Origin of the sequence: Bradyrhizobium sp. 930_D9_N1_4, from assembly GCF_052076015.1 — a bacterium.
Classification (GTDB): Bacteria; Pseudomonadota; Alphaproteobacteria; order Rhizobiales; family Xanthobacteraceae; genus Bradyrhizobium.
The window spans coordinates 3,369,157-3,392,229 of sequence record NZ_CP197236.1 but is presented as its reverse complement, the minus strand read 5'-3'; the positions used below and the strand labels follow the sequence as shown (position 1 = coordinate 3,392,229).

Below are 23,073 nucleotides of genomic sequence, written 5' to 3'. Positions count from 1 at the left end.
ACAAGGCCGCATGCTGTCCATCACCGACATTTCCATCCGACTCGCCGGACGCCTTCTGATTGACCAGAGTTCCGTGCAGATCACACCGGGATCGCGCGTCGGCATGGTCGGACGCAACGGCACCGGCAAATCGACCCTGTTCAAGGTGATCCGCGGTGAGCTGTCGGCCGAGCACGGCACCGTCACCCTGCCGCCGCGCTGGCGCGTGGGCAGCCTCGCGCAGGAAGCGCCGAACGGCCCCGAAAGCCTGATCTCGGTCGTGCTCAAGGCCGACCTCGAACGCGACGCGTTGCTGCATGAGGCCGAGAGCGCGACCGATCCGCACCGGATCGCCGAGATCCAGACCCGGCTCGTCGACATCGACGCGCATTCGGCGCCGAGCCGCGCCGCCGCGATCCTCTCCGGCCTCGGCTTTTCCGCGACCGACCAGCTGCGTCCCTGCGCCGAATTCTCCGGCGGCTGGCGGATGCGCGTCGCCCTTGCCGCCACGCTGTTCGCCGCCCCTGACCTGCTGCTGCTCGACGAGCCCACCAACTATCTCGACCTCGAGGGCACGCTGTGGCTGGAGGATCACCTCGCGCATTATCCGCGCACGGTGATCGTGATCAGCCACGACCGCGACCTGCTCGAAAGCTCCGTCGACCAGATCCTGCATCTGGAGCGCGGCAAGCTCACGCTCTACAAGGGCACCTATTCCTCGTTCGAGGAACAGCGCGCCGCGCGCGAGCTGCTCGACGCCAAGGCGGTCAAGCGCCAGGAAGCCGAGCGCGCCCGCCTGCAAGCCTTCGTCGATCGCTTCAAGGCCAAGGCCTCGAAAGCGCGCCAGGCACAGTCCCGCGTCAAAATGCTGGAGCGGTTGAAGCCGATCACGGCGCTGGTGACCGAGGACGTCCGCGAGATCAGCTTTCCCGCGCCGGAGAAAATCCTGTCGCCGCCGATCATCGCGGTGGACAATGTTTCGGTCGGCTACGATCCGGCCACACCCGTGCTCGGCCGCGTGACACTCCGCATCGACAATGACGACCGCATCGCGCTGCTCGGCTCCAACGGCAACGGCAAGTCGACGCTGGTCAAGCTGCTCGCCGGAAGGCTCGCGCCCTTCTCCGGCAAAGTGACGCGCGCGGACAAGCTCTCGATCGCCTATTTCGCGCAGCATCAGCTCGACGAGCTGAACGAGGATGCCTCCGCCTACGACCACGTCCGCAAGCTGATGGGCGATGCGCCCGAAACCAAAGTGCGCGGACGCACCGGCGCGATCGGCTTCTCCGGCAAGGCGGGCGATACCAAGGTCGGAAAACTGTCGGGCGGCGAAAAGGCGCGGCTGCTGCTGGGGCTTGCGACCTTCTTCGGCCCCAACATGATCATCCTGGACGAGCCGACCAACCATCTCGACATCGACAGCCGCGCAGCGCTCGCCGAGGCGATCAACGAATTCCCCGGCGCCGTCATTATGGTCTCGCACGATCGCTATCTGATCGAGGCCTGCGCCGACCAGCTCTGGATCGTCGCCGACCGCACCGTGACCAATTACGAGGGCGATCTCGACGAGTACCGCCGCCTGGTGCTGTCGTCGCGCAACGGCGAACCCGCCCCGCGCGAGCGCAGCACGGCAAGTGAAAAGCCACAGCGTCCGAAATCGGACAATCGCGGCTCGCTGAAGAAGCGCATCGCGGAAGCCGAGAGCGAGATCGCCCGCGTCACCGACATCATCGCCAAGATCGACACCGCCCTCGCCCTGCCCGACATCTTCTCACGCGATCCCAAGCAGGCCGCGCAGCTGTCAAAGGCGCGCGCCAATGCAGCCGATGCACTGGCGCGTGCGGAGGAGCAATGGCTCGAGGCGAGCACGCAGTTCGACGAGGTGACGGGGTAGATTCAAAAAGCTCGAAAACAACCCCATGCACAGTACGGGTAATAAATTACCCGACCACAAGCCGCTGAACAGCATGCTCTTTACGAGCCAGCCGACTCAGTCCGCGAACTGCCCCGCCGCCTTGATGATCGGCGCCCAACGATCGACCTCACTCGTCAGCATCGCGCCGAGCGCCTCGGGCGTCGCCTTGTCCTGAGGGACCGGCTCGGTGTTGATGTCATTGAAGCGCGCAATCAGCGTGGGATCCCTAAGGGCCGCCTGAAGCGCCGCCGTCAGCTTCTGAACGACCGCGGGCGGCGTGCCCTTGGGGGCATAGATGCCGTGCCAGACGCCGAGCTCGAAGCCCTTGAGGCCGGCCTCGTCGGCGGTCGGCAGATCAGGCAGGCTCTTCAGCCGCTCCTTGGTGGTGACGGCATAGGCCTTGACCTGTTTGGCCGTGATCGGACCGGTGGTGTTCGTCGCCTGATCGCAGGTGAGATCGATCTGCTTGCCGAGCAGATCGTTCATGATCGGGCCGTTGCCCTTGTAGGGCACCGTGGTGAGCTGCTTCTCGATCGCAGTCATGAACAGCATGCCACACAGATGCGATGCCGCGCCGATCCCGGCATTGGCGTAAGTCAGCTTGTCGCCCTGCTGCTGGGCGTAGGCGACGAGTTCCTTGAGCGTGTCGGCAGGAAAATCCGGTCGCGCGATGATCGTCATCGGCGCGTTGGTCACGAGCCCGATCGGCGCAAAGGCCGTCTTCGTGTCATAGCTGAGGTTGCGATACAGCGTGGCCGCGGTCGAAATGCCGACATGGTGGACCAGCAGCGTGTAGCCGTCCGGCTGGGCGCGCGCGGCGCGGGTCGTGCCGATCGTGCCGCCGGCGCCGGTCGCGTTCTCGACGACGATCTGCTGGCCGAGGGATTTTCCCATACCCGCCGCGGTCAGGCGCGCGATGGTGTCGGTCGGTCCGCCGGCGGCGTATGGCACCAGCACGGTGATAGGCCTCGTCGGATAGTCCTGGGCAACCGCCGCGCCGAGCGACAAGAGCAGAGCCGATACGGCCGTAATGAAACGCATGCTTTCCTCCAAATTCTTATGCGTGCCATATGAGCGCATTCCTGGCTGCGCGCCACCATGAAAGCTCCTCATCAGCAGCGTCGGGTCGTCACGGTCCAACGGTTCCCTGCAAAGCCAAGCGGCTTGCGGATGGTGACGGCATCGGCGAGGCTAGGACCTCGCGGAGGGATCACGGATGCCGACCGACCTTGAGCCGAGGCGAGATGCGCTGGTCGGCTTGATCTATGACGCCGTGCTCGACGGCTCGCTCTGGAGCGCGGCCCTGGAAGGCATAGCCGATATCACCCATAGCTCTGCCGCGCTGATCCACGGCTATCGCGTCGATCGAGAGCTTTATACATTTCACGACCTCGGCCGGATCGATCCGGAGTGCAAGCGTCGCCACGAACTCTATCACGTGATGAATCCCTGGATGCGGTCGAGCCGTTATCCCGCGGGTCAAATGGTGCATTCCGACGACCTCATCGAGCTTTCACAGCTCAAACGAACAGCGTTCTACGACGACGTGCTCCGGCCGCAGAATCTGGCGCATGGCCTGATCGTCAATGTGGTGAGCCGTCCGGAATTCCGGGTCTCGCTCAATATTGAACGCAGCGAGAAGCGTGGACCGTTCGGCGAACGGGATACCGCGATCCTGGGCTCGCTGCTGCCGCACTTGCGGCGCGCCAGCGAGTTGCGCTTGCATATGCTCGATTACAGCGAGGCGGCCCGTGTCGAGCGTGATGCGCTCGATGCCTTGTCAACCGGAATCATCACTTTCGATTCCGGGCAGCGGGTGTTGTTTGCAAACGCCGCGGCCCGGACCCGGGGCGAAGAACTATCGCTGCGAGTCAATGCCGGCAGCGCGCTGTCGGGACCACTAGGCGTCGTGAACGGCATCCGCGCACTTCTGGCGAACGCTCTCCGCGGTGGCGCCGGAGGCACGTGTCGACTGCCGCAGCCGAACGGCGGGAAAACCGGCATCACGGTGACATCGGTGCGAGGTCGCGCCTTCGATCACCCGTCGCACCACAGGACGGCGAGCCCTGCCGCAATCGCGCTGCTCGTCGACATATCAAGTCACGGCGAGGCCGCGAACGCGCTGCTGGCGGCCCGCCATGGCCTGACGGCCGCCGAATTGCGGGTCGTCACCATGCTGACCCGCAGCGACGGCATGAGGACCGCAGCGGCGAGGCTTGGCATCAGCTCCAACACGCTGAAATCGCATACCAAGCGAATTTACGCCAAGATCGGAGTTCGCGGTCACGCCGAGTTGCTGCAGTCGATTGCCCAGCTCGCCCAGACGCTCGATACGCCCATGTAACATCCGCGCTCACTCCGCGATCGTTGGCCCTCACCCCAGGGGGTGACGACGAACGATCGGTCCGTGCGGACAATCGCCGTCCCAAAAGGGAGAGCCATGATGTTTCGCCCGGCGCTTGTTTCGATCTTGCTTCTGTGGCTAGCACAGCCGCTGCAAGCGGAGCCAACCTACCCGCAATCAACCATTCGCCTCGTGCTGGGCTTCAGCCCGGGAAGCGCACCAGATGTGGCAGCCCGTATCCTGGCCGAACACTTCAAGGCGACGTGGAGCAAGCCCGTGGTGGTCGAGAACATGCTGGGCGCGGGCGGCAACATCGCAGCGGACCACGTGGCCAAATCGGCGCCGGATGGCGCCACGCTGCTGATGGCGGGCAACGCGGCGATCGTCATCAACCCCTCGCTCTACGCAAAGCTGCCGTATGATCCGGCGCGGGATCTGGTCCCGGTGACCCAAATCACCATCGCGCCGAACATCCTGGTCGTGAACAAGGAGGTGTCGGCCGCAAGCGTTCAGGATCTGGTCGATCTGGCGCGGCGCAACCCGGGCACCCTCACCTTTGCCTCGGCGGGCGTAGGCACCTCCACGCATCTGGCGGGCGAGTTATTCCAAACCATGGCGGGCATCAAGATTCAGCACGTGCCGTACCGGGACAGCGCGGCGCTGTTGAGCGATCTCGTGGCCGGCCGCATCACGATGTTCTTCGGCAGCATCGCATCGGTGCTGCCCCAGATCCGCGACGGCAGGGTTCGCGCTCTGGCGATCACATCGCTGCGGCGCTCGCCCGCGGTGCCTGATCTGCCGACGCTGGATGAACTCGGCTTCCGCGGCTTCGACGCCGTTGCCTGGTTCGGCCTGATGGCGCCGACGGGAACGCCGGCTTCGGTTATCGCACGTCTGCACGAGGAAGCGCAGAAGGCGGTGACGGCACCGGCCGCGCGAGAGAAGTTCGCGGCGCTCGGCATGGAAGCAATCACGCTCACGCCGGACGAATTTGCCGCCCAGATCCGGGCCGAAACGCCGAAATGGGCGGAGCTGATCAAGCGGGTCGGCATCGCACCAATCCAGTGACCGAGCACGACCGTGCCACTCGCCACGCGCTAAGCCTGCCCCTCCGTCTCGCTCTCAAGCTTCGTCCGCAGGTCCGCGACGACACGATGAACGGTTTGCAGGTCCTTGACTGGAAGCCCCTCCGAAAGGTGATTGATCCACGGCGCCTGCAAAGCCATGGCAGCATCGAAAGCCTGCCGCCCCTTGTGGGTCAGAACCACAAGCTGCGCGCGGCGGTGATGGGGATTGGCCTCGAAAACAACAAGGCCCTCCGCGTGCAGGTCATTGACGATCCGCTGCACGTTTTGGCGATTGGCACCCAGATCGCGCGCAAGCCAGGCCACCGGCTGGGGGCGCTCTGCGTGCACGATGGCTCCGAGAATCTGCCAGCGGGCGCTCGTGAGTCCAAGCTGGGCCACCAAGCGGTCCCCTGCGGTTAAGAGCAGGCTATTCAGCCGGAACAAGTCGAGCATGAGGTTCGTCAAAGCATCGCCGGCCGGCGTTCGTTGGGATTTCCGCATCCGTCACCATAACCTATTATTGACATCATGATGTCAAATCACTAGCTTACATAATACCATATTGGCATCATGACACCAAATTGAACGGAGTTTTTCATGGCGCACCTACGCCAGATGGACCCTGACTTTCCGATCGAACGTCAGCTCGGCATTGACACCAGCCCAGTGGTGTTGGTGAACGTATTCACGCTCGACAAGGCCGACGAGCAAAGTTTCCTCCAGGTCTGGCAAGACGATGCCGGTTTCCTGAAGCGGCAGCCAGGCTTTGTCTCCACCCAGCTGCACCGCGCAATCGGCGATAGCCCGACGTATCTGAACTATGCCGTCTGGGAATCGACCGCACAGTTCCGGGCTGCGTTCACGCATCCGGAGTTCAGATCGAAGATATCGACCTATCCCTCGTCTGCCGTCGCCTCTCCGCACCTGTTCGAGAAGGTCGCCGTGTCAGGCATTTGCGTCGCGTAGCTCGCTTCGAAACGGCAGGACCTGATGGCCAAGATCATCCACCCCGTAGCGGGCGCGGTCGCACTGACAACGATTGTGAGCTTCTGGCTTTCCACGGCTCTCACCGAGCTATTTGCGTCATACGGGAGCGTGACGATGGTCAAATCGGCCATCCCCTGGGGCTTCCTGTTGCTGGTGCCTGCGCTGGCGTTGACGGGAGGCTCAGGGTTCTTCCTGGCAAAGGAGCGGCGCGCTGGCCTGATCGGCGCGAAGATCAAGCGCATGCCGATCATTGCCGGCAACGGCATTCTGGTTCTCGTTCCCGCCGCGTTGTTTCTTGCCTTCAAGGCGGAGGCTACGGAGTTCGACACCGCATTCTACGCGGTGCAGACCCTCGAATTGTTTGCAGGCGCGACGAACATCGTTCTCTTGGGCCTCAATATGCGTGACGGCTTCAAGATGAAGGGCCGTTTCCGCACTCGCCAACCCGATCGCCTCAACACCGAGCCAATGCTCTGAGACGGCGAAGCCGGCTTTCGATCGGGGCCACCATTGCCTTCCGACGAAAGAAGCCGATCCACCCGGCGCAGGCGATCCCCGCTTACGCCGATTTCTTCTTCGGCTTCGGCTTGGTCGCCTTCGGCATGACCGGCGCTTCCGGGTTGCCCTCGATCGAGGACAGGCGGCCGGAGGTGAAGGTGTAGATGCCGGCGCGCGGACCGGTGGTCCAGGTGACGACGGCAACACGGCGACCTGCCGCATCGCCGGAAAGATTCACGCTCGAGGGCGCACCGATGCCGCGCACCACGTCGCATTCGGTGTGGCCGAGCGCGACCGTGCCGCCGACGGGCGCCGGTGCAGTCGTCGATGCGTTGGCGTCAGCCGGCCCGGGGGGCTGCGCCATGCCGGCACAGCCGCCGTCGGCGCTGACCAGATCCTGGGCGCCCACCGGCTTGTCCGGCGTCAACGGCGGCGATTCGATCGAGATGCTCTTGATGAACAGGCGGCTCGGCGTGTTGAACCACTGGGCGTCCTTGGCGGACGCCAGGAGATCGGTCCCGCCCGAACAGCCCGCGAGCAGCGGTGCTACGGCAGCCAACGCAACTATGAGCGAGCTGGGAAGCTTTTGATGTCGCACGATAAACTAAATTCCCCGCATGAAGGATCGGCCCTAAGCGATTGTCCCACCATCACTTTGCGGCACGAAGGTGACAAAAGCCAACACCGCCCGAAAAGTGCAAATTATCATTAATTGCAAGCGAGCGCTAATTCCGCTTCTGCCACCGGCCCCGTTCGTCGGCCTGCCAATAGGTGACATCAAATCCCCGCGCCTTGCAATCCGTCCAGCTGCTGCGGGCCAGCGCCAGCGCGTCCGGATCGTCGCCGTTGAACAGCAGCACCATGCGCTCATAGCCCTGCGCATCCGGCGGCAGCGCGGCGCTGTCGACCAGGAAGCGGACATTGGCGCCGTTCGGATTGCCCTCCTCGATCGCCAGCACGATCGGCTGATCGGCGGCATCGTTCACCCGCCATGTCGCGTGCGGCAGGAAGGAATCGTCGCGATAGGTCCACAGATGCGCGTCGAGCGCGTCGGCGCGCTCCTCCGACGTCGACTGCACGACGACACGCCAGCCGCGCTCGAGGGATTTCTCGAGAAGCGGCGGCAACACGCTCTCCACCGTCATGTTTTGCAGATGGTAGAAAAGGACTTCGGTCATCTCAGGTCATTTGCGCTCGTAATGATCCGCGACCAGACGGTCGAGCAGACGGACGCCGTAACCGCTTCCCCAGCTCTGGTTGATGTCGGTCTTCGGCGCGCCCATCGCGGTGCCGGCGATGTCGAGATGCGCCCAGGGTGTGCCGTCGACGAAGCGCTGGAGAAACTGCGCCGCGGTGATCGAGCCGCCGTGGCGGCCGCCGGTGTTCTTCATGTCGGCGAACTGGGAATCGATCAGCTTGTCGTATTCGGGGCCGAGCGGCATGCGCCAGACCTTCTCGCCGCTCTCGATGCCGGCCGCGAGCAGGCGGTCGGCAAGCTCGTCGTTGTTGGAGAACATGCCGGCATGGTCGGTGCCGAGCGCGACCATGATCGCGCCGGTCAGCGTCGCCAGATCCACCATGAATTTCGGCTTCGTCCTCTTGGCGACGTACCAGAGCACGTCGGCCAGCACGAGGCGGCCTTCGGCGTCGGTGTTGATGATCTCGATGGTCTGGCCCGACATCGAGGTGACGATGTCGCCCGGCCGCTGCGCATTGCCGTCGGGCATGTTCTCGACGAGGCCGATGGCGCCGACGACATTGGCCTTGGCTTTGCGCGCAGCGAGCGCGTGCATCAGGCCGACGACGCAGGCAGCGCCGCCCATGTCGCCCTTCATGTCCTCCATGCTGCCGGCCGGCTTGATCGAGATGCCGCCGGTGTCGAAGCAGACGCCCTTGCCGACGAAGGCGACCGGGGCCTCGCCCTTCTTGCCGCCGTCCCAGCGCATGATCACGGTGCGGCTCGGCCGGACGGAGCCCTGGCCGACGCCGAGCAGCGCCCCCATGCCGAGCTTGTCCATCGCCTTGACGTCGAGCACCTCGACCTTGACGCCGAGCTTGCGGAGCTGGCTGGCGCGGCGCGCGAATTCCTCGGGGAAGAGCACGTTCGGCGGCTCGTTGACGAGGTCGCGCGCGATGATCACGCCGTCGACGACATGGCCGGCCGATGCAAACGCCTTCTTCGCGGCAGCGGCATCGCCGACCGCAAGCGAGATGTCGGCGCGCAAACCGCCCTCCTCCCCATCCTTCTTCCTGGTCTTGTAGCGATCGAATTTGTAGGCGCGCAGGCGCAGGCCCGAGGCGACCCCGACCGCCTGCTCGCTGGTCATGGCACCGCTTGGCAGTTCCGCCACGATGGTCATGGCGGCGGCGTTGCTGGAAAGCTTGCTCGCGGCCACGCCGCCGAATTTGAGGAAATCGTTGGCTTTCAGGCTGGCCGCCTTGCCGGCCCCGATCACGACCAGACGGGTGGCCTTGACCCCCTCCGGCGCCAGGATGTCCAGCGCGGCGCCGCTTTTACCCTTGAAGCCGGCGGCAGAGGCCGCCCGCTTGACCAGATCCGTGGCACCGCCGAGCGCCTTCGTGGTCGCCGGACCCAGCTTCAAACCGTCGTCGCAGAACACGACCAGGATGCCACGGGCGGCGGTAGACAGCGGGACAAAGCCGACCTTGATGGCATCGGACATGGGTAACTCCTTCAAAACAGCGGTCTTTTCGACGCCCTGCGATCACAGCCACAAGCCGGCGCTGAACGACGATTCATTGGACTTTCCCCACTATGGGCCACCCGCCCCGCGGATGCCAAGCACCCCCGTGGCCGGGAGGCCACAACGAGGGAAATATCAACCATATATTGAGGGTGCCACGGGGCGGCCATTTTGTTGACGGATCAAAGGGATGGTAGTGAGAGAGTAAACCGCCGGAAGTGATGGCTGGCCGACCTTGGGGATCCCCTCGCGGGGATTGGTTGGACAGCCGAAATTCCAGCCGGATTTGGGGTGTTGGTGGGGATTCGTGCGGTAGCGCATGGGGTCAATCGATAGGTATATCTTCCGCACGACGCTGGCGTCGTTTGCGCTCGTCTTGGTCAGCCTCACCGGCGTGATCTGGATTACGCAGGCGTTGCGCGGCATCGACCTGATGACGAGCCAGGGTCAGACCATCCTGACCTTCCTCGGCATCACCAGCCTCGTCGTGCCTGCCCTCGTCCTGATCATCTCGCCGATCGCGCTGATGATCGCGATCTCGCACACGCTGAACAAGCTCGCGACCGATTCCGAGATCATCGTGATGAATGCCGCCGGCTTCTCGCCGTTCCGGCTGTTCTATCCGTTCTTCTACGCCACCTGCGTGGTGGCGCTGCTGGTCGCCTTCGTCGCGGCCTATCTCGCCCCCGACGGCATGCGCCGGATCAAGCAGTGGGACGCGGAGATCACCGCCGACGTGCTCACCAACATCCTCCAGCCGGGCCGCTTTGCCCAGCTCGACAAAAATCTCACGATCCGCATTCGCGAGCGCCAGCCCGGCGGCATCCTCGCCGGCATCTTCATCGACGACCGCCGCGACCAGAACGAGCGCGTCTCGATCGTGGCCGAGCATGGCGAGGTCGTGAAGAACGAGAACGGCTCTTTCCTGGTGCTGAAGGACGGCAATCTGCAGCGCTTCGAAGCCGGCAAGCGCGATCCCGCGCTGGTGGCGTTCGGCCGCTACGGCTTCGACATGTCGAAGTTCGGCAACCAGGGCCGTGACGTCACCCTCGGCATCCGCGAGCGCTATCTCTGGGAGCTGTTCGCGCCGTCCGAGGAGGACCCGGTCTACAAGCAGATTCCCGGGCAGTTCCGCTCGGCCCTGCATGACAGCCTGCTGGCGCCGATCTATCCGTTCGCCTTCGCCGTGCTGACCTTCGCCTTCCTCGGCGCCCCGCGCACCACCCGCCAGAGCCGCAACTTCTCGATCGGCGGCTCGGTGATCGCCGTGTTCGGCCTGCGCATGGCCGGCTTTGCCTGCTCGGTGATGTCGGTGAAGTCGCCCGGCCCGGTGCTGTTTCAATATGCGATGGTGTTCGGCGCCATCGGCGTCGGGCTGTGGATGATCATCGGCGGGATCGTGGTCGAGCCGCCGGCCCGTGTCATGGAGGCCATCAACAAATCGAACGCGCGCATCGCGCGGCTGTTCGGACGGCCGGCCACCGCATGAGCATGCTCACCAACACACTCGGGCGCTATTTCGCCGGCCGCTTCGTGGTCGCAGCACTCGGCGTGTTCGCCAGCATCTTCCTGCTGCTGGTGCTGGTCGACTACATCGAGATGGTGCGCAAAACCTCCGGCCTCGCATCCGCCTCCGCGATCATGGTGGCCGAGACCTCGCTGTTCCGGGTGCCGCAGCTGCTGGAGAAGCTGACGCCGTTCTGCATGCTGATCGGCGCCATGACCTGCTATCTCGCCCTCTCCCGCCGGCTCGAGCTCGTGGTCGCGCGCGCCGCCGGCATCTCGGCCTGGCAGTTCATCTCGCCGGCGCTCGGCAGCGCGCTGCTGATCGGGGTGATCGCCACCGTCGCCTACAATCCGATGTCGGCGAATTTGCGTGAGCTCTCGAAGCGCATGGAAGCGGAGCTGTTCGGCTCGGCGCCCGGTGGCGGCATCCAGGACGCCTCCGGCTTCTGGCTCAATCAGGTCACCAATGACGGCCAGGTCATCATCAACGCGGCGCGCAGCGAGCAGCAGGGTGTGCGGCTGACCGGGCTGACCCTGTTCCGATTCGATACGGACTGGCATTTCAAGGAGCGGATCGAGGCGCGCGAGGCCACGCTCGAGGCCGGTCACTGGCTGTTCAAGACCGTCCGGCGCTACTCGCTGGATTCGCCGCCGATCGACCAGGTGACGTTGGAGATTCCGACGACGCTGACCGAGGCCCAGGTCCGCAACAGCTTTTCCACACCCGAGACTGTGTCCTTTTGGCAACTACCGAGCTACATCCGCTCCTCCGAAAGCTCGGGCTTCGCGACAGCCGGCTATCGACTCCAGTATCACAAGCTCCTGGCACAGCCGTTTTTGCTGGCCGCCATGGTGATGCTCGCGGCTTCCGTGTCGTTGCGTTTCTTCCGGATGGGCGGCGTGCAGAGAATGGTTTTGAGTGGCGTGGGCGCAGGCTTTCTGCTCTACGTTTTGTCGAAAGTGACTGAAGACTTGAGCAAGGCTGAGTTGATGCATCCGATCGCTGCGGCGTGGTTGCCCGTGGTGGTGGGCGGCCTCACCGGCTTTTTGGCCTTGTTGTACCAGGAGGACGGTTAGTGACTGCCGTCCATCGAGGACGTGTGTCTCGTTTGACGCGCCGCATGGTGATGCGCGCGAACGGGGTCGGCTTGTCCGTTCGCAGGTTCCTGCTGGCTGCTGCCGCGGTGGCATCGCTCGGCGGGCTGATGGACGTTGCCCTCGTGGCCCCCGCCTCCGCCCAGAGCTTCACCTACAATCCGCTGCCGCCGCGTCCGAAGCCGCCGAAGGTCGCCAACGACAACCAGATGCTGGTTCAGGCGACCGAGGTCGATTACGACTACAACAACTCCCGCGTCTCCGCGGTCGGTAACGTCCAGCTGTTCTACAACGGCACCAGCGTCGAGGCCGACAAGGTCATCTACGACCAGAAGACCAAGCGGCTGCATGCCGAAGGCAACATCCGCATGACGGATGCCGACGGCAAGATCACCTATGCCGAGATCATGGATCTCTCCGACGACTACCGCGACGGTTTCGTCGATTCGCTGCGCGTCGACACCGCCGACCAGACCCGCATGGCCGCGAGCCGCGCCGACCGCTCCAATGGCAACTACACGGTGTTCGAGAACGGCGTCTACACGGCCTGCGCGCCGTGTAAGGACGATCCGAAGAAGCCGCCGCTCTGGCAGGTCAAGGGTGCCCGCATCATCCACGACCAGCAGGAGAAGATGCTGTATTTCGAGACGGCCTCGCTCGAGTTTTTCGGCGTGCCGATCGCCTACATGCCCTATTTCTCGACGCCCGATCCGACCGTGAAGCGCAAGACCGGCTTCCTGATGCCGGGCTTTACCTCCTACACCGCGTTCGGCTACGGCGTCGAAGTTCCGTTCTACTGGGCGATCGCGCCCGACATGGACGCGACCTTCAGCCCGCGCATCACCTCCAAGCAGGGCGTGCTGTTCCAGGCCGAGTTCCGCCAGCGCCTGATGGACGGCGCCTACCAGATCCGCGTCTACGGCATCGACCAGCTCGACCCCAGCCAGTTCGTTGGGCTCCCCGGCGACCGCCAGTTCCGCGGCGGCGTCGAGACCAAGGGCCAATTCGCGCTGAACGACAAATGGGTCTGGGGCTGGGACGGCGTCCTGCTCTCCGACTATTATTTCATGTCGGACTATCGCCTCGCGCAGTACCGCGACCCGCTCGGCTCGTTCCTGAACCTGCCGACCGACGCGCTGTCGCAGCTCTATCTGACCGGCGTCGGCAATCGCAGCTTCTTCGACGCGCGCACGATGTACTGGCTGAGCTTCTCGGGCAACCAGAGCCAGGTGCCGGTCGTCTACCCCGTGATCGACTACGCGAACGTGCTGAACTATCCGGTGTTCGGCGGCGAGTTCAGCTACAAGACCAACTTCCTGAACCTGTCGCGTGACGCGGCGGTGTTCGATCCGATCACCACGCTCGCCAACACCAACAGCCTGTGCACGACGGCATCGGCCGATCCGCTCGCGCGCACGCCGTCGCAGTGCCTGCTGCGCGGCATGCCCGGAACCTACACCCGCCTCACGGCGGAAGCGCAATGGCGCAAATCCTTCACCGACCCGTTCGGCCAGATCTGGACGCCGTTCGCCAGCCTCCGCGCCGACGCGATCAATTCCTCGATCTCCAACCAGCCCGGCGTGTCGAACTACCTGCCCGTCGGTGACACCCAGGCCTTCCGCCTGATGCCGACCGTGGGCCTCGAATACCGCTATCCCTTCATCAACATTCAGCCCTGGGGCTCGACCACCATCGAGCCGATCGCGCAGATCATCATCCGGCCGAACGAGACCTATGCCGGCAAGCTTCCCAACGAGGATGCCCAGAGCATGGTGTTCGACGCCTCGAACCTGTTCAGCGTCGACAAGTTCTCCGGCTACGACCGCGTCGAGGGCGGCGGCCGCGCCAATGTCGGCGTGCAGTCCACCACGCAGTTCGACCGGGGCGGCGCCGTCAAGGTGCTGTTCGGTCAGTCCTACCAGCTGTTCGGCATGAACTCCTACGCGGTCCAGGACTCGATCAATACGGGCCTCGATTCCGGCCTCGACAAGCCGCGCTCGGATTACGTGGCGAGCGCCGCCTATTCGCCCAACAGCACCTACACGTTCAGCGTTCGCTCCCGCATGGACGAGCAGACCTGGAACGTGCAGCGCTTCGAGGCGGAAGGCCGCGCCAACTTCAATCGCTGGTCGGTCAGCATGATGTACGGCAATTACGCACCGCAGCCGGAACTCGGCTATCTGACGCGCCGCTCGGGCATCCTGACCTCGGGCTCGATCAAGGTCGCGACCAACTGGGTGGTGACTGGCTCGGCGCGCTGGGATCTCGAGGCCAACAAGATCAACCAGTATGTGCTGGGCGCCGGCTATGTCGACGATTGCTTCGTGCTGGCGGCGAACTATGTAACTTCGTATAGCTATTCTGCGGGCTCGACACCGCCCGTGCTGAGCCACGCGTTCATGTTCCAGATCGGCCTGCGCACGCTGGCGACCTCGTCGGGGTCCAGCACTTCCGGCCTGCAATGAACCATCTGAAGTGACGGCCGCGTTCCCGATCGCTGGCTCATTTCGGCTGACATGCGAGCGATAATCATGACGACCCAATTGCCTGTGTTCCGCCTCCTCCTCGCCATCGGTGCCGGGCTGATCCTGACCGGCCTGCCCGCGCCGTCGCGCGCGCAGAACATCGTCGTCATGGTCAACGGCGATCCGATCACCGATTTCGACATCGAGCAGCGCTCCAAGCTGGACACGCTGACGACGCAGAAGACCCCGACCCGGGAACAGGTCATCAACGAGCTGATCGAAGACAAGGTGAAGCTCAAGGAAGGCAAGAAGTACGGCGTCGATCCCGGCGTCTCCGACATCAACCAGTCCTACGAGGGCATGGCGCAGCGCATGCGCATCACGCCGGACCAGTTGACCAAGTCGCTCGAGGTCAAGGGCGTGCGCCCCGAGACCCTGAAGGGCCGCATGAAGGCCGAGATGGTCTGGACCAGCCTCGTGCGCGGCCGCTTCAAGGAGAAGCTGATGGTCGGCGAGCGCGACGTCGCCCAGGCCGTCGGCGACAAGCTCCAGATCGAGGGCACCGAGTACAAGATGCAGCCGATCGTGCTGATCGTGCCGCGTGGCTCGTCGCCGGCCTTCCAGGAGACGCGCATGAAGGAGGCCGAGCAATATCGCGCCCGCGTCGGCAGCTGCGAGGAAGCCAATTCGCTGTTCCGCTCGACGCCGAATGCCACCATCCGCGAGAGCGTCACCAAGACCACCGCGGAGCTGCCGGAGGCGCTTCGCAAGGTGCTCGACGACACCGCGATCGGTCATTTGACCGCGCCCGAGGTGACCAAGTCGGGCATCGAGATGGTGGTGCTGTGCTCGCGCAAGCCGACCATGATCGACACGCCGAAGAAGCGCGAAGTCCGCGAGAAGATGTATCAGGAGAAGTACGAGAAGACCCAGAAGGCCTATCTCGACGACCTCCGCAAGGCGGCGATGATCGAATACCGCAACCGCTGATGGCCAACGACGCGACAAAGCCCCTCGCCCTGACGCTGGGAGAGCCGGCCGGCATCGGCCCGGACATCACGATCGCAGCCTGGCTCCGGCGCCGCGAGCTGAACCTCCCGGCCTTCTATTTGCTCGGCGACGAGGCCTCGATCGCGAGCCGTGCCAAAGCACTCGGCGCCGACATTCGCATCGCTTCCGTAACTGCCGGCGAGGCCGAGGCCGCCTTCACCGACGCCCTGCCCGTCGTTGCGACCGGCGAGCGCGCGACGGCCGGGCCCGGCACGCCTGATACATCCAGCGCGCCGGCGGCGCTCGCCTCGATCCGGCAGGCGGTCGCCGATGTCCGCGCGGGCCGAGCCAGCGCCGTCGTCACCAATCCGATCGCCAAGAGCGTGCTCTACCGTGCAGGCTTCCGCCATCCCGGCCATACCGAGTTTCTCGCCGAGCTCGCCGCAGACGGCGGCCGCGTACCGCAGCCGGTCATGATGCTGTGGTCGCCGCGGCTCGCCGTGGTGCCGGTGACGATCCACGTCTCGTTGCGCGATGCGCTGGCCCAGCTCAGCAGCGAGCTGATCGTCTCGACCGCGCGCATCGTCGCAGGCGAGCTCAAATCCCGCTTCGGCATCGCCAGGCCGCGCATCGCGATCTCCGGCCTCAACCCGCATGCGGGCGAGGACGGCTCGCTCGGCCACGAGGAGCAGACGGTAATCGCGCCGGCTCTCAAGGCATTGCGCAGCGACGGCATCGACGTCAGAGGCCCGTTGCCCGCCGACACCATGTTCCACGAGGCCGCGCGCAGCACCTATGATTGCGCGGTCTGCATGTATCACGACCAGGCGCTGATCCCGATCAAGACCGTCGCCTTCGACGACGCCGTCAACGTCACGCTCGGCCTGCCCTTCATCCGCACCTCGCCGGATCACGGCACCGCCTTCGACATCGCAGGCACGGCTAAGGCCAATCCGGCGAGCCTGATCGCGGCGCTCAAGCTTGCCAGCCGCATGGCGGCTGCAAAAAGCGAATGAGCGCGATCGACGACCTCCCGCCGCTGCGCGAGGTCATTCGCCAGCACGCGCTGTCGGCCCGCAAATCGCTCGGTCAGAACTTTCTCCTCGACCTCAATCTCACCGCGCGCATCGCGCGGGCCGCCGCGCCGCTCGAGGACTCCACCATCGTCGAGATCGGCCCCGGCCCGGGCGGGCTGACGCGCGCGCTGCTCGCGCTCGGCGCCAGGCGCGTCATCGCCATCGAGCATGACGAGCGCGCGATCCCGGCGCTTCAGGATATTTCCGCGCGCTATCCCGGCCGTCTCGATATCGTGCATGGCGATGCCATGACCTTCGACCCGCGGCCGCTGCTCTCGGGCGAGCGCGCGAAGATCGTCGCGAACCTGCCCTACAACATCGCGACCCATTTGCTGGTCGGCTGGCTCACCACCGAGCCGTGGCCGCCCTGGTACGACATGATGGTGCTGATGTTTCAGCGCGAGGTCGGCGAGCGCATCGTCGCACGCGAGGACGAGGAGGCCTATGGCCGTCTCGGCGTGCTCGCCAACTGGCGCTGTGAGACGAAAATCCTGTTCGACATTGCGCCGTCGGCCTTCGTGCCGCCCCCGAAAGTCACCTCCTCCGTCGTGCGCCTCGTGCCGCGCGCAGAGCCGCTCGCCTGCGACCGAAAACTGCTCGAGCAGGTCGCAGCCGCCGCCTTCGGCCAGCGCCGCAAAATGCTGCGGCAGAGCCTGAAATCGCTGGGCGTCGATCCCGCGCGGCTTGCGGCAGCCGCCGGCGTCGATCCGACGCGGCGCGCGGAGACGATCCCGATTTCCGGCTTTGTTGCCATGGCGCGTGAATTGGCGGATATACGCAGCAAGGCTGGATAACGAGAATTTCGGAGGAAGGAATATGGCGTTGATGCGTCGGCAGTCGCTGGTCAAGTTCGATGCGCCCTTGTGCGAGACCATCGTCGACACGCCCAAGCCGCAAGGACGCGAGGTGCTGGTGCGCATCGAGCGTTGCGGCCTCTGCCATTCCGACCTGCACATCCAGGACGGCTATGCCGATCTCGGCGGCGGCAAGAAGCTCGACACCACGCGCGGCATGACGCTGCCCTTCACGCTCGGCCATGAGATCGCGGGCGTCGTCGACGAAGTCGGCGCGGACGTCGCGGCGAGCCTCGTCGGCACGAAGAAGGCGGTATTCCCGTGGATCGGCTGCGGCCAGTGCCGCGACTGCGCCAATGGCGACGAGAACCTCTGCGCCAAGCAGCGCTTCCTCGGCGTCTCCATCGACGGCGGCTTCGCCACCCACGTGCTGGTGCCCGACGCGAAATATCTGCTCGACTACGATCCCCTGCCCGTCAACCAGGCCGCGACGCTGATGTGCTCCGGCGTCACCGCCTACGGCGCGCTCAAGCGCCTGGTCGACCGTCCGCGCCAGCGCAACATCCTGCTGATCGGTCTCGGCGGCGTCGGCATGATGGGCCTGTCGTTCGCACAAGCCATGTTCAAGCAGCCGATCACGGTTGCCGATCTCAGCAGCGCCGCGCGCGAGACCGCGCTGAAGAACGGTGCAGCCAACGCCTACGATCCGTCCGAGCCGGATGTGATCAAGCGCATCCTGAAGGAGACCGAAGGCGGCTTCGACGAGGTCGTCGATTTCGCCGGCAACGAGAAATCGATGGCGTTCGCGGTGGCGGTTGCCGCGCGCGGCGGCAAGGTCGTGGTCTCCGGCCTGATGGGCGGCCAGTTCACGCTGCCGATGGTGCAGTGGGTCTACAAGCGCCTCACCGTCGAAGGCTTCATGGTCGGCACGCTCGCCGAAGCGCAGGAGCTGATGGCGCTGGCCCGCGCCGGCAAGATCAAGCCGACGCCGATGCGCGAGGAACCGATGGGCGATGTGCAGAAATGGATCGAGGAGCTGCGCGCCGGCAAGGTCGTCGGCCGCATCGTGCTGAAGAACTGACGCAAGAAAATCTGAAGGCCTGGCGGCGAGACATGCGTCTCGCCGTTTCGCTTTCGCCGGCGCAATTAACCCGGAGTTGACGTAAGCCCCGGTTCCAAATAGGGGAACAGGTTAGGCGCGAACTATAGTCCTCACCAACATTCTCTTCTGGAATTCTGGTGAGACCATGCAGACCATCCGCCGCTTTCTGGCCGACGAATCCGGCGCCACCGCGATCGAGTACGGCCTGATCGCCGCCGGCATCGCGCTTGCGATCATCGCCGTGATCAACAATCTCGGCTCGTCGCTGAAAGGCAAGTTCGGCTCGATCAGCTCCTCGCTGAAATAACGCAGAACTCCCGCGTGAAGCACATCGCTGGCGCGGAACGGCGTCGGTCGCGCCGCGTTGCCAGCGCATGTCCATTCGCTGCACCGTCGAAAGCGCATTCTTCATCGCCTGGAGCTGTCTGGAGAAGAGCGGCGAGCTCGGTCCTCCCGACGAGACCGCGAACGTCCTGCTCGATGCCATCGAAGCCCAGCTCAGGACCGGTGAGCGCCGGCAGCTGATGCTCGCCAACAAGGCGATCGACACTTGGCGCAAGCTGGCGGCGCAAAGACGCCTGTCGGCCGACCGCCAGATCCGTCTCGGATAACCACCTGCGCCCCTCGGACCCGCCGGCCTTGGCGGCGTGGTGTGGGTGAAGGCCGGCGGTCCTTCGGGCCGAGTGGACGGGGCCGTCGCTCGGCAGCCGCAACGCTAGTCCAATCCAACCGCGTCTTATGTTCACTCTCGTGAACAGAGGCCCGCGGCATATTTCGAAGCCGTTTCGAAATTCCGTAGTTCTCCGGCCCAGAACAAAGTTCACGGCTACGAGAACAAAAAGCTCAATGAAACAAGGAGCTGCGGAAATGGAACGGCAAGAAGCGGCAGTACAGCGCCGGAACGATGCAGGAACCGGCGCCTCGACTGACACAACGCTGACACAGCCATGTTCACTTGGCGTTCGCGCCCTTCTCGCGCCGCTTCAGCTCGCGCTCGACTGCCTCACGGATGAACTCCGCTCGCTTGTTCGGCCCCGCGATGGCGTCGATCCTATCCAGCGCATCTTCTGTCAGCCGGACCAGCGTCGGTCGCACCTGCATCGGAGGTCGGCCCATGAAAATAATCCCCACAAAAGCGATATCGCTTATTGACGAGCCGCAGAATAAGCGATATCACTTACATCGTCAACACGGGGAGAGCGAAATGACCAAAGAATGGAAGATCGCAAGGACCCAGGCCCACCTCCACATCGACGGCAACTACTCCGGGATCTCAGTCAGCCTCACCAAGTGCCGGCCCTCCGAGGAGACCCTGAAAGAACTCAACCTCCCTCCCCTCCCGAAAGGGAGGTGAGGCCATGGCATCCCGCGCGCTCGACATCGGGTCGCAGAACCCACGCCTTCAATGCGGCGAATGCGGGCGTTGGATGCGGCTACATGGCAAGGACAAGGAGGGACTGGCCATCCAGCGCTTCTACGGCGGCTGCGAAGCAACCCAGGGCGATCACCCTTGCGAGAGTGACGTCTGTAGCAAATGCTGCCCGACCAAATGCCACGAGCGGCTCAATAAGGAGATCACCCCATGACCGACTTCACCGAACCCCGATCCATGCTGAAGAAGCTGGCGATGGCGCACGGCGCGGAGACCGCCATCGGCCGCGCCTGCCACAACCTGCTGGAGATGACGGAGAACTACGCGAAGTCCGATGACCTGGAGCAGAAGCGCCAGCTCGCGTCGAACATCCAGCGCGAACTCGGTCGGCTCGACGACCTCAAGAAATCCGTCAGTCAGTGACGCTGTGCAGGGGCAAGTGATGACCCATCCAATGAACGGCTGGAAGCACAACGGGCACTTTTGGGACGACTGCCAGTCGTGCGGCCGGATGGTTGTTTGCGGCAAGTGCGGGAACAACTGCTGCAACGGCGGATACGGCGAGATTATCGGCCCCGATAAGGTCGGGGACGAGGTTGTGATGATCGCGTGCGATGCCTGCCCATCTGCCTACGAAATGCAGGATGAGGGCGAGGTCGCACCCGCCCTACGACAGGGGCAGTCATGACCAGCCACATCGAGAAGTCCATCGACCTCGCCGAGAAGATCACAGCCCGCGCCGAATTGGCCGTCCGCGCCCTGGATCGCGAGATCGTGGGATGGCCAGCAGAGTTTCAGGCGATCATGTGGGAGGCTGTGGCAGCCGTTGCCAACAGCCGCGCACGCCAACTTCGGCAAGGTCATCGGGTAGGAGAATAATGGAACAGCGAGTTTTGGTTTGCGGCGGACGGGATTACAGCGACGCGCTGTCTCTCAATGCCGTGCTCGACGCGGCGCACGCTGCCAATCCGATTGTGGCTTTGATCCACGGGGCAGCGCGGGGCGCTGATGCGCTGGCGGCGGACTGGGCTAAGCAGAGGGGCATCCACGCGATCGCCTATCCTGCTGACTGGGCTCACGAGGGCCGCAAGGCTGGCCCTCTCCGCAACCAACAGATGTTGAACAGCGGTAAGCCGCACATCGTCATTGCCTTTCCAGGCGGGAAAGGCACGGACGACATGATCACTAGAGCTGAGGCGGCCGGCGTGCCCGTGGTAAAGGTCACGCGCGCGGTCTCGAATGGAGAGCATTGATGGTGCGGCATTATCTTAAAACGTGGCCGGAATTTTTCGCAGCGCTTGTCGAGTGCGAAAAGACTTTTGAACTCCGCAAAAATGACCGCCAGTTCCAACGAGGAGATGTGCTGCATCTTCAAGAGTTCGACCCGGAGACAAAGGCATATAGCGGTCGCGAAATCACTCGCAAGGTCGTCTACATGCTCGACCATCGACCTGATGCGGGATGCGCGGCAACGTTTGGACTGAGCCCCGGCTATGTAATTATGGGCCTTGAGCCCTTCTGACCGATCACCATCACACCTAGGAGACGACAATGCAGCCGAACGAGAGATTCCCCGCTGACCTCGACCTTCTGGCTAAGCTCAAACCGGAAGCTCGTGAAGCGTTCGAGAAGTTCATGACCGATCTCGATGCCGAGCACGCCAAGCGAGAGTCGCCCTATGGACGCGGCTCGCTCTGGCAACTCACAGGAGCGGAGTGCTGGTATTCGTTTCACGAAGATGGCATGTCGCCGGCCGATGCGCTCGACGAGGATATGTCGTCGAGCTACGAATAGGGTTCGGTGGTGGTGAGCAGAGAGGGAAAGATGACTGATTTGAGCCCGGCCCACGAACTGATTGCCGATCTTGACCGGCGCATCGCCGAAGAGGAAACGAAGGTGCGGGAGAGGATCGATCGCCTCAGGCACTATGCCGGGCCGGACGAGGAGGACGAGATCAGGGAGGCTTGGAGGCGCTTCAATATGTCTGTCGAGCCGATGCGACGCCAGCGAGACTACGTGATCAAGCAACTGGCGACTATTGAGGCGATGAAGATCCCCGGCCCGATCGTCATCATGAACCCGCCTGAGCGGTCCTAAGCGAACATCGAGGATGACATGGCAAACGAACCAATGAGCCTAATCGAAGAACTTCAGAATCCTCCTCGTGTTGACGGAGGCCGCTTGGACGAATCCAAAACTATCGATGTGATGAAAACGGCAGCATTCGCCCTCTCAACGATGATAGGTGTCGCAGCGAAAGCCAGTGCGCAGTGCGAGCCGATCGATGCCAATACACCCCCACCGCTGGATGAGCGCCTCTTGCTCTGGTTTATCGGCGCTGATGCGCCGAAGGCCGCTCAATGTTGGACGACGGGGATAATCTCCTCGCACCGCCCAGGATTCGTCTTCAGAGGCGACGGATACAGCCCCGTCGAATGGTTCACCCATTGGGTGGAAATGCCGCCCGCGCCTCAGTTTTATTGATGGGCAAGCAGCGCAAGTGAGGGAATGATGGAACAGAGGGTTTTGGTTTGCGGCGGCAGGGACTATGACGACCGCGAACAGCTATTCCGCGTGCTCGACGTCGCCCACATGGCGAACCCGATTGTTTGCCTCATCCACGGGGCAGCGCGGGGCGCTGATGCGCTGGCGGCGGACTGGGCTCTAGAGCGCGACGTTCTATGCAACGCCTACCCAGCGGACTGGGGCGCGCATGGAAACACTGCTGGACCGATCCGGAATCGGAAGATGCTTGAGGTTGGAAAGCCGCATATCGTGATCGCCTTCCCCGGCGGGAAGGGAACGGCAAACATGATCAAGCAATCCGACGCGGCCGGCGTGCCGGTTGTACGCGTCCGGGCACATGCTCGGTGACCCTGAGAAATCTCCAATGAGGCACGTGCACTATGTGGGCTTCCGAGACGACCGCTACTGGAATGCTTTCCGGGTTTTCGGTGGCCCTCGCGTGTTTCATCGTTGGTGGGATCGGCGCGCAGCTCGCGAGATCGCTCCTGACGACGTGGTGATCTTTGCTGAGGGGGATTGGCAGCAGGAACCGCGCCAGTTCAATGCGCCGGATCTAACGGAGGAAGAGCCCGCTTGACCGCCCTCCCCGCCCGCGGAATCATGCGGGATGGACCGAGTAAAGATCAGCAAGACGCCAGAGGTGGTTCCGAAG

Annotated in this window: 28 protein-coding genes; 22 read left to right on the top strand and 6 right to left on the bottom strand. The window is 64.0% G+C overall.

What is annotated here, in order from left to right; genetic code table 11:
- Positions 1 to 10 precede the first annotated feature (10 nt).
- Entirely contained in the window at positions 11 to 1,873 is a 1,863-nt protein-coding gene (locus AB7532_RS15840; protein ID WP_441235708.1) for an ABC-F family ATP-binding cassette domain-containing protein, read from the top strand.
- Positions 1,874 to 1,969: 96 nt separating this feature from the next.
- Here AB7532_RS15840 and AB7532_RS15835 read toward each other — a convergent pair whose 3' ends face one another.
- The gene (locus AB7532_RS15835; protein ID WP_441235707.1) at positions 1,970 to 2,935 is read right to left on the bottom strand and encodes a tripartite tricarboxylate transporter substrate-binding protein; all 966 of its coding nucleotides are present in this window, start codon (positions 2,933 to 2,935) and stop codon (positions 1,970 to 1,972) included.
- A gap of 175 nt (positions 2,936 to 3,110) precedes the next feature.
- On the opposite strand from AB7532_RS15835, the gene AB7532_RS15830 reads away from it, so the two are divergent.
- Both AB7532_RS15830 and AB7532_RS15825 read left to right on the top strand, forming a co-directional pair.
- Positions 3,111 to 4,238, top strand: a complete 1,128-nt coding sequence (locus AB7532_RS15830) for a helix-turn-helix transcriptional regulator (protein ID WP_441235706.1) — start codon at positions 3,111 to 3,113, stop codon at positions 4,236 to 4,238.
- A 96-nt stretch (positions 4,239 to 4,334) separates the two neighbouring features.
- Complete coding sequence (locus AB7532_RS15825) at positions 4,335 to 5,306, top strand: Bug family tripartite tricarboxylate transporter substrate binding protein (RefSeq protein WP_441235705.1); 972 nt, start codon at positions 4,335 to 4,337, stop codon at positions 5,304 to 5,306.
- A gap of 29 nt (positions 5,307 to 5,335) precedes the next feature.
- Here AB7532_RS15825 and AB7532_RS15820 read toward each other — a convergent pair whose 3' ends face one another.
- A complete protein-coding gene (locus tag AB7532_RS15820) occupies positions 5,336 to 5,806 on the bottom strand; it encodes a MarR family winged helix-turn-helix transcriptional regulator (protein WP_441235704.1) in 471 nt (156 codons plus the stop codon).
- 96 nt (positions 5,807 to 5,902) lie between these two features.
- On the opposite strand from AB7532_RS15820, the gene AB7532_RS15815 reads away from it, so the two are divergent.
- Positions 5,903 to 6,271, top strand: a complete 369-nt coding sequence (locus tag AB7532_RS15815) for an antibiotic biosynthesis monooxygenase family protein (RefSeq protein WP_441235703.1) — start codon at positions 5,903 to 5,905, stop codon at positions 6,269 to 6,271.
- A 24-nt stretch (positions 6,272 to 6,295) separates the two neighbouring features.
- Complete coding sequence (locus AB7532_RS15810) at positions 6,296 to 6,769, top strand: hypothetical protein (protein WP_441235702.1); 474 nt, start codon at positions 6,296 to 6,298, stop codon at positions 6,767 to 6,769.
- A gap of 82 nt (positions 6,770 to 6,851) precedes the next feature.
- Here AB7532_RS15810 and AB7532_RS15805 read toward each other — a convergent pair whose 3' ends face one another.
- From AB7532_RS15805 to AB7532_RS15795, 3 genes are all read right to left on the bottom strand, one after another.
- Complete coding sequence (locus AB7532_RS15805) at positions 6,852 to 7,349, bottom strand: hypothetical protein (RefSeq protein WP_441235701.1); 498 nt, start codon at positions 7,347 to 7,349, stop codon at positions 6,852 to 6,854.
- A 166-nt stretch (positions 7,350 to 7,515) separates the two neighbouring features.
- Positions 7,516 to 7,968 carry a DNA polymerase III subunit chi gene (locus AB7532_RS15800; RefSeq protein ID WP_441235700.1) on the bottom strand — a complete coding sequence of 151 codons (453 nt, stop codon included), beginning with the start codon at positions 7,966 to 7,968 and terminating at the stop codon, positions 7,516 to 7,518.
- A 6-nt stretch (positions 7,969 to 7,974) separates the two neighbouring features.
- Positions 7,975 to 9,474 (bottom strand): leucyl aminopeptidase, encoded by a 1,500-nt coding sequence (locus AB7532_RS15795; RefSeq protein WP_441235699.1) that lies wholly within the window; start codon positions 9,472 to 9,474, stop codon positions 7,975 to 7,977.
- A 340-nt stretch (positions 9,475 to 9,814) separates the two neighbouring features.
- On the opposite strand from AB7532_RS15795, the gene lptF reads away from it, so the two are divergent.
- The 9 genes from lptF to AB7532_RS15750 all read left to right on the top strand — a co-directional run bounded on the left by lptF (position 9,815) and on the right by AB7532_RS15750 (position 19,134).
- Positions 9,815 to 10,984 carry an LPS export ABC transporter permease LptF gene (gene lptF, locus AB7532_RS15790; RefSeq protein ID WP_441235698.1) on the top strand — a complete coding sequence of 390 codons (1,170 nt, stop codon included), beginning with the start codon at positions 9,815 to 9,817 and terminating at the stop codon, positions 10,982 to 10,984.
- Positions 10,981 to 12,078: an LPS export ABC transporter permease LptG gene (lptG, locus tag AB7532_RS15785; protein WP_441235697.1), complete on the top strand. Its 1,098-nt coding sequence runs from the start codon at positions 10,981 to 10,983 to the stop codon at positions 12,076 to 12,078. Before lptF ends, lptG begins: the two co-directional genes overlap by 4 nt.
- Positions 12,078 to 14,561 (top strand): LPS-assembly protein LptD, encoded by a 2,484-nt coding sequence (locus AB7532_RS15780; RefSeq protein ID WP_441235696.1) that lies wholly within the window; start codon positions 12,078 to 12,080, stop codon positions 14,559 to 14,561. The genes lptG and AB7532_RS15780 overlap by 1 nt, the downstream gene beginning before the upstream one ends.
- Before the next feature lie 66 nt (positions 14,562 to 14,627).
- Positions 14,628 to 15,551, top strand: a complete 924-nt coding sequence (locus tag AB7532_RS15775) for a peptidylprolyl isomerase (protein WP_441235695.1) — start codon at positions 14,628 to 14,630, stop codon at positions 15,549 to 15,551.
- On the top strand, positions 15,551 to 16,567 hold the full coding sequence (pdxA, locus tag AB7532_RS15770) for a 4-hydroxythreonine-4-phosphate dehydrogenase PdxA (RefSeq protein WP_441235694.1): 1,017 nt from the start codon (positions 15,551 to 15,553) through the stop codon (positions 16,565 to 16,567). Before AB7532_RS15775 ends, pdxA begins: the two co-directional genes overlap by 1 nt.
- The gene (gene rsmA, locus AB7532_RS15765; RefSeq protein ID WP_441235693.1) at positions 16,564 to 17,421 is read left to right on the top strand and encodes a 16S rRNA (adenine(1518)-N(6)/adenine(1519)-N(6))-dimethyltransferase RsmA; all 858 of its coding nucleotides are present in this window, start codon (positions 16,564 to 16,566) and stop codon (positions 17,419 to 17,421) included. The genes pdxA and rsmA overlap by 4 nt, the downstream gene beginning before the upstream one ends.
- Before the next feature lie 22 nt (positions 17,422 to 17,443).
- Positions 17,444 to 18,502: an alcohol dehydrogenase gene (locus AB7532_RS15760; protein ID WP_441235692.1), complete on the top strand. Its 1,059-nt coding sequence runs from the start codon at positions 17,444 to 17,446 to the stop codon at positions 18,500 to 18,502.
- A gap of 166 nt (positions 18,503 to 18,668) precedes the next feature.
- Positions 18,669 to 18,830, top strand: a complete 162-nt coding sequence (locus AB7532_RS15755) for a Flp family type IVb pilin (protein ID WP_441235691.1) — start codon at positions 18,669 to 18,671, stop codon at positions 18,828 to 18,830.
- 67 nt (positions 18,831 to 18,897) lie between these two features.
- Positions 18,898 to 19,134, top strand: coding sequence for a hypothetical protein (locus tag AB7532_RS15750; RefSeq protein ID WP_441235690.1), 237 nt, complete (start codon positions 18,898 to 18,900; stop codon positions 19,132 to 19,134).
- Positions 19,135 to 19,474: 340 nt separating this feature from the next.
- On the opposite strand, the gene AB7532_RS15745 is transcribed toward AB7532_RS15750, so the two are convergent.
- Positions 19,475 to 19,639, bottom strand: a complete 165-nt coding sequence (locus AB7532_RS15745) for a hypothetical protein (RefSeq protein ID WP_441235689.1) — start codon at positions 19,637 to 19,639, stop codon at positions 19,475 to 19,477.
- A gap of 466 nt (positions 19,640 to 20,105) precedes the next feature.
- On the opposite strand from AB7532_RS15745, the gene AB7532_RS15740 reads away from it, so the two are divergent.
- The 8 genes from AB7532_RS15740 to AB7532_RS15705 all read left to right on the top strand — a co-directional run bounded on the left by AB7532_RS15740 (position 20,106) and on the right by AB7532_RS15705 (position 22,769).
- The gene (locus tag AB7532_RS15740; RefSeq protein ID WP_441235688.1) at positions 20,106 to 20,318 is read left to right on the top strand and encodes a hypothetical protein; all 213 of its coding nucleotides are present in this window, start codon (positions 20,106 to 20,108) and stop codon (positions 20,316 to 20,318) included.
- A gap of 261 nt (positions 20,319 to 20,579) precedes the next feature.
- Positions 20,580 to 20,774 carry a hypothetical protein gene (locus AB7532_RS15735; protein WP_441235687.1) on the top strand — a complete coding sequence of 65 codons (195 nt, stop codon included), beginning with the start codon at positions 20,580 to 20,582 and terminating at the stop codon, positions 20,772 to 20,774.
- Complete coding sequence (locus AB7532_RS15730) at positions 20,774 to 21,148, top strand: DUF2493 domain-containing protein (RefSeq protein WP_441235686.1); 375 nt, start codon at positions 20,774 to 20,776, stop codon at positions 21,146 to 21,148. Before AB7532_RS15735 ends, AB7532_RS15730 begins: the two co-directional genes overlap by 1 nt.
- Entirely contained in the window at positions 21,148 to 21,417 is a 270-nt protein-coding gene (locus tag AB7532_RS15725; protein WP_441235685.1) for an ASCH/PUA domain-containing protein, read from the top strand. The genes AB7532_RS15730 and AB7532_RS15725 overlap by 1 nt, the downstream gene beginning before the upstream one ends.
- A gap of 29 nt (positions 21,418 to 21,446) precedes the next feature.
- On the top strand, positions 21,447 to 21,689 hold the full coding sequence (locus tag AB7532_RS15720) for a hypothetical protein (RefSeq protein WP_441235684.1): 243 nt from the start codon (positions 21,447 to 21,449) through the stop codon (positions 21,687 to 21,689).
- 30 nt (positions 21,690 to 21,719) lie between these two features.
- Positions 21,720 to 21,992 carry a hypothetical protein gene (locus AB7532_RS15715; RefSeq protein ID WP_441235683.1) on the top strand — a complete coding sequence of 91 codons (273 nt, stop codon included), beginning with the start codon at positions 21,720 to 21,722 and terminating at the stop codon, positions 21,990 to 21,992.
- A gap of 18 nt (positions 21,993 to 22,010) precedes the next feature.
- The gene (locus tag AB7532_RS15710) at positions 22,011 to 22,379 is read left to right on the top strand and encodes a hypothetical protein (RefSeq protein WP_441235682.1); all 369 of its coding nucleotides are present in this window, start codon (positions 22,011 to 22,013) and stop codon (positions 22,377 to 22,379) included.
- A gap of 24 nt (positions 22,380 to 22,403) precedes the next feature.
- Positions 22,404 to 22,769 (top strand): SLOG family protein, encoded by a 366-nt coding sequence (locus tag AB7532_RS15705; RefSeq protein WP_441235681.1) that lies wholly within the window; start codon positions 22,404 to 22,406, stop codon positions 22,767 to 22,769.
- Positions 22,770 to 23,073: the final 304 nt, after the last annotated feature.

Coding starts and splice junctions, on each gene's coding strand:
- AB7532_RS15730 (WP_441235686.1), top strand. CDS start 20,774: ATGGAACAGCGAGTTTTGGTTTGCGGCGGACGGGATTACAGCGACGCG.
- lptG (WP_441235697.1), top strand. CDS start 10,981: ATGAGCATGCTCACCAACACACTCGGGCGCTATTTCGCCGGCCGCTTC.
- AB7532_RS15710 (WP_441235682.1), top strand. CDS start 22,011: ATGGCAAACGAACCAATGAGCCTAATCGAAGAACTTCAGAATCCTCCT.
- AB7532_RS15775 (WP_441235695.1), top strand. CDS start 14,628: ATGACGACCCAATTGCCTGTGTTCCGCCTCCTCCTCGCCATCGGTGCC.
- lptF (WP_441235698.1), top strand. CDS start 9,815: ATGGGGTCAATCGATAGGTATATCTTCCGCACGACGCTGGCGTCGTTT.
- AB7532_RS15705 (WP_441235681.1), top strand. CDS start 22,404: ATGATGGAACAGAGGGTTTTGGTTTGCGGCGGCAGGGACTATGACGAC.
- AB7532_RS15745 (WP_441235689.1), bottom strand. CDS start 19,639: ATGGGCCGACCTCCGATGCAGGTGCGACCGACGCTGGTCCGGCTGACA.
- pdxA (WP_441235694.1), top strand. CDS start 15,551: ATGGCCAACGACGCGACAAAGCCCCTCGCCCTGACGCTGGGAGAGCCG.
- AB7532_RS15825 (WP_441235705.1), top strand. CDS start 4,335: ATGATGTTTCGCCCGGCGCTTGTTTCGATCTTGCTTCTGTGGCTAGCA.
- AB7532_RS15715 (WP_441235683.1), top strand. CDS start 21,720: ATGACTGATTTGAGCCCGGCCCACGAACTGATTGCCGATCTTGACCGG.
- AB7532_RS15720 (WP_441235684.1), top strand. CDS start 21,447: ATGCAGCCGAACGAGAGATTCCCCGCTGACCTCGACCTTCTGGCTAAG.
- AB7532_RS15820 (WP_441235704.1), bottom strand. CDS start 5,806: ATGCGGAAATCCCAACGAACGCCGGCCGGCGATGCTTTGACGAACCTC.
- AB7532_RS15735 (WP_441235687.1), top strand. CDS start 20,580: ATGACCAGCCACATCGAGAAGTCCATCGACCTCGCCGAGAAGATCACA.
- AB7532_RS15755 (WP_441235691.1), top strand. CDS start 18,669: ATGCAGACCATCCGCCGCTTTCTGGCCGACGAATCCGGCGCCACCGCG.
- AB7532_RS15815 (WP_441235703.1), top strand. CDS start 5,903: ATGGCGCACCTACGCCAGATGGACCCTGACTTTCCGATCGAACGTCAG.
- AB7532_RS15840 (WP_441235708.1), top strand. CDS start 11: ATGCTGTCCATCACCGACATTTCCATCCGACTCGCCGGACGCCTTCTG.
- rsmA (WP_441235693.1), top strand. CDS start 16,564: ATGAGCGCGATCGACGACCTCCCGCCGCTGCGCGAGGTCATTCGCCAG.
- AB7532_RS15830 (WP_441235706.1), top strand. CDS start 3,111: ATGCCGACCGACCTTGAGCCGAGGCGAGATGCGCTGGTCGGCTTGATC.
- AB7532_RS15800 (WP_441235700.1), bottom strand. CDS start 7,968: ATGACCGAAGTCCTTTTCTACCATCTGCAAAACATGACGGTGGAGAGC.
- AB7532_RS15740 (WP_441235688.1), top strand. CDS start 20,106: ATGACCGACTTCACCGAACCCCGATCCATGCTGAAGAAGCTGGCGATG.
- AB7532_RS15725 (WP_441235685.1), top strand. CDS start 21,148: ATGGTGCGGCATTATCTTAAAACGTGGCCGGAATTTTTCGCAGCGCTT.
- AB7532_RS15760 (WP_441235692.1), top strand. CDS start 17,444: ATGGCGTTGATGCGTCGGCAGTCGCTGGTCAAGTTCGATGCGCCCTTG.
- AB7532_RS15795 (WP_441235699.1), bottom strand. CDS start 9,474: ATGTCCGATGCCATCAAGGTCGGCTTTGTCCCGCTGTCTACCGCCGCC.
- AB7532_RS15750 (WP_441235690.1), top strand. CDS start 18,898: ATGTCCATTCGCTGCACCGTCGAAAGCGCATTCTTCATCGCCTGGAGC.
- AB7532_RS15835 (WP_441235707.1), bottom strand. CDS start 2,935: ATGCGTTTCATTACGGCCGTATCGGCTCTGCTCTTGTCGCTCGGCGCG.
- AB7532_RS15810 (WP_441235702.1), top strand. CDS start 6,296: ATGGCCAAGATCATCCACCCCGTAGCGGGCGCGGTCGCACTGACAACG.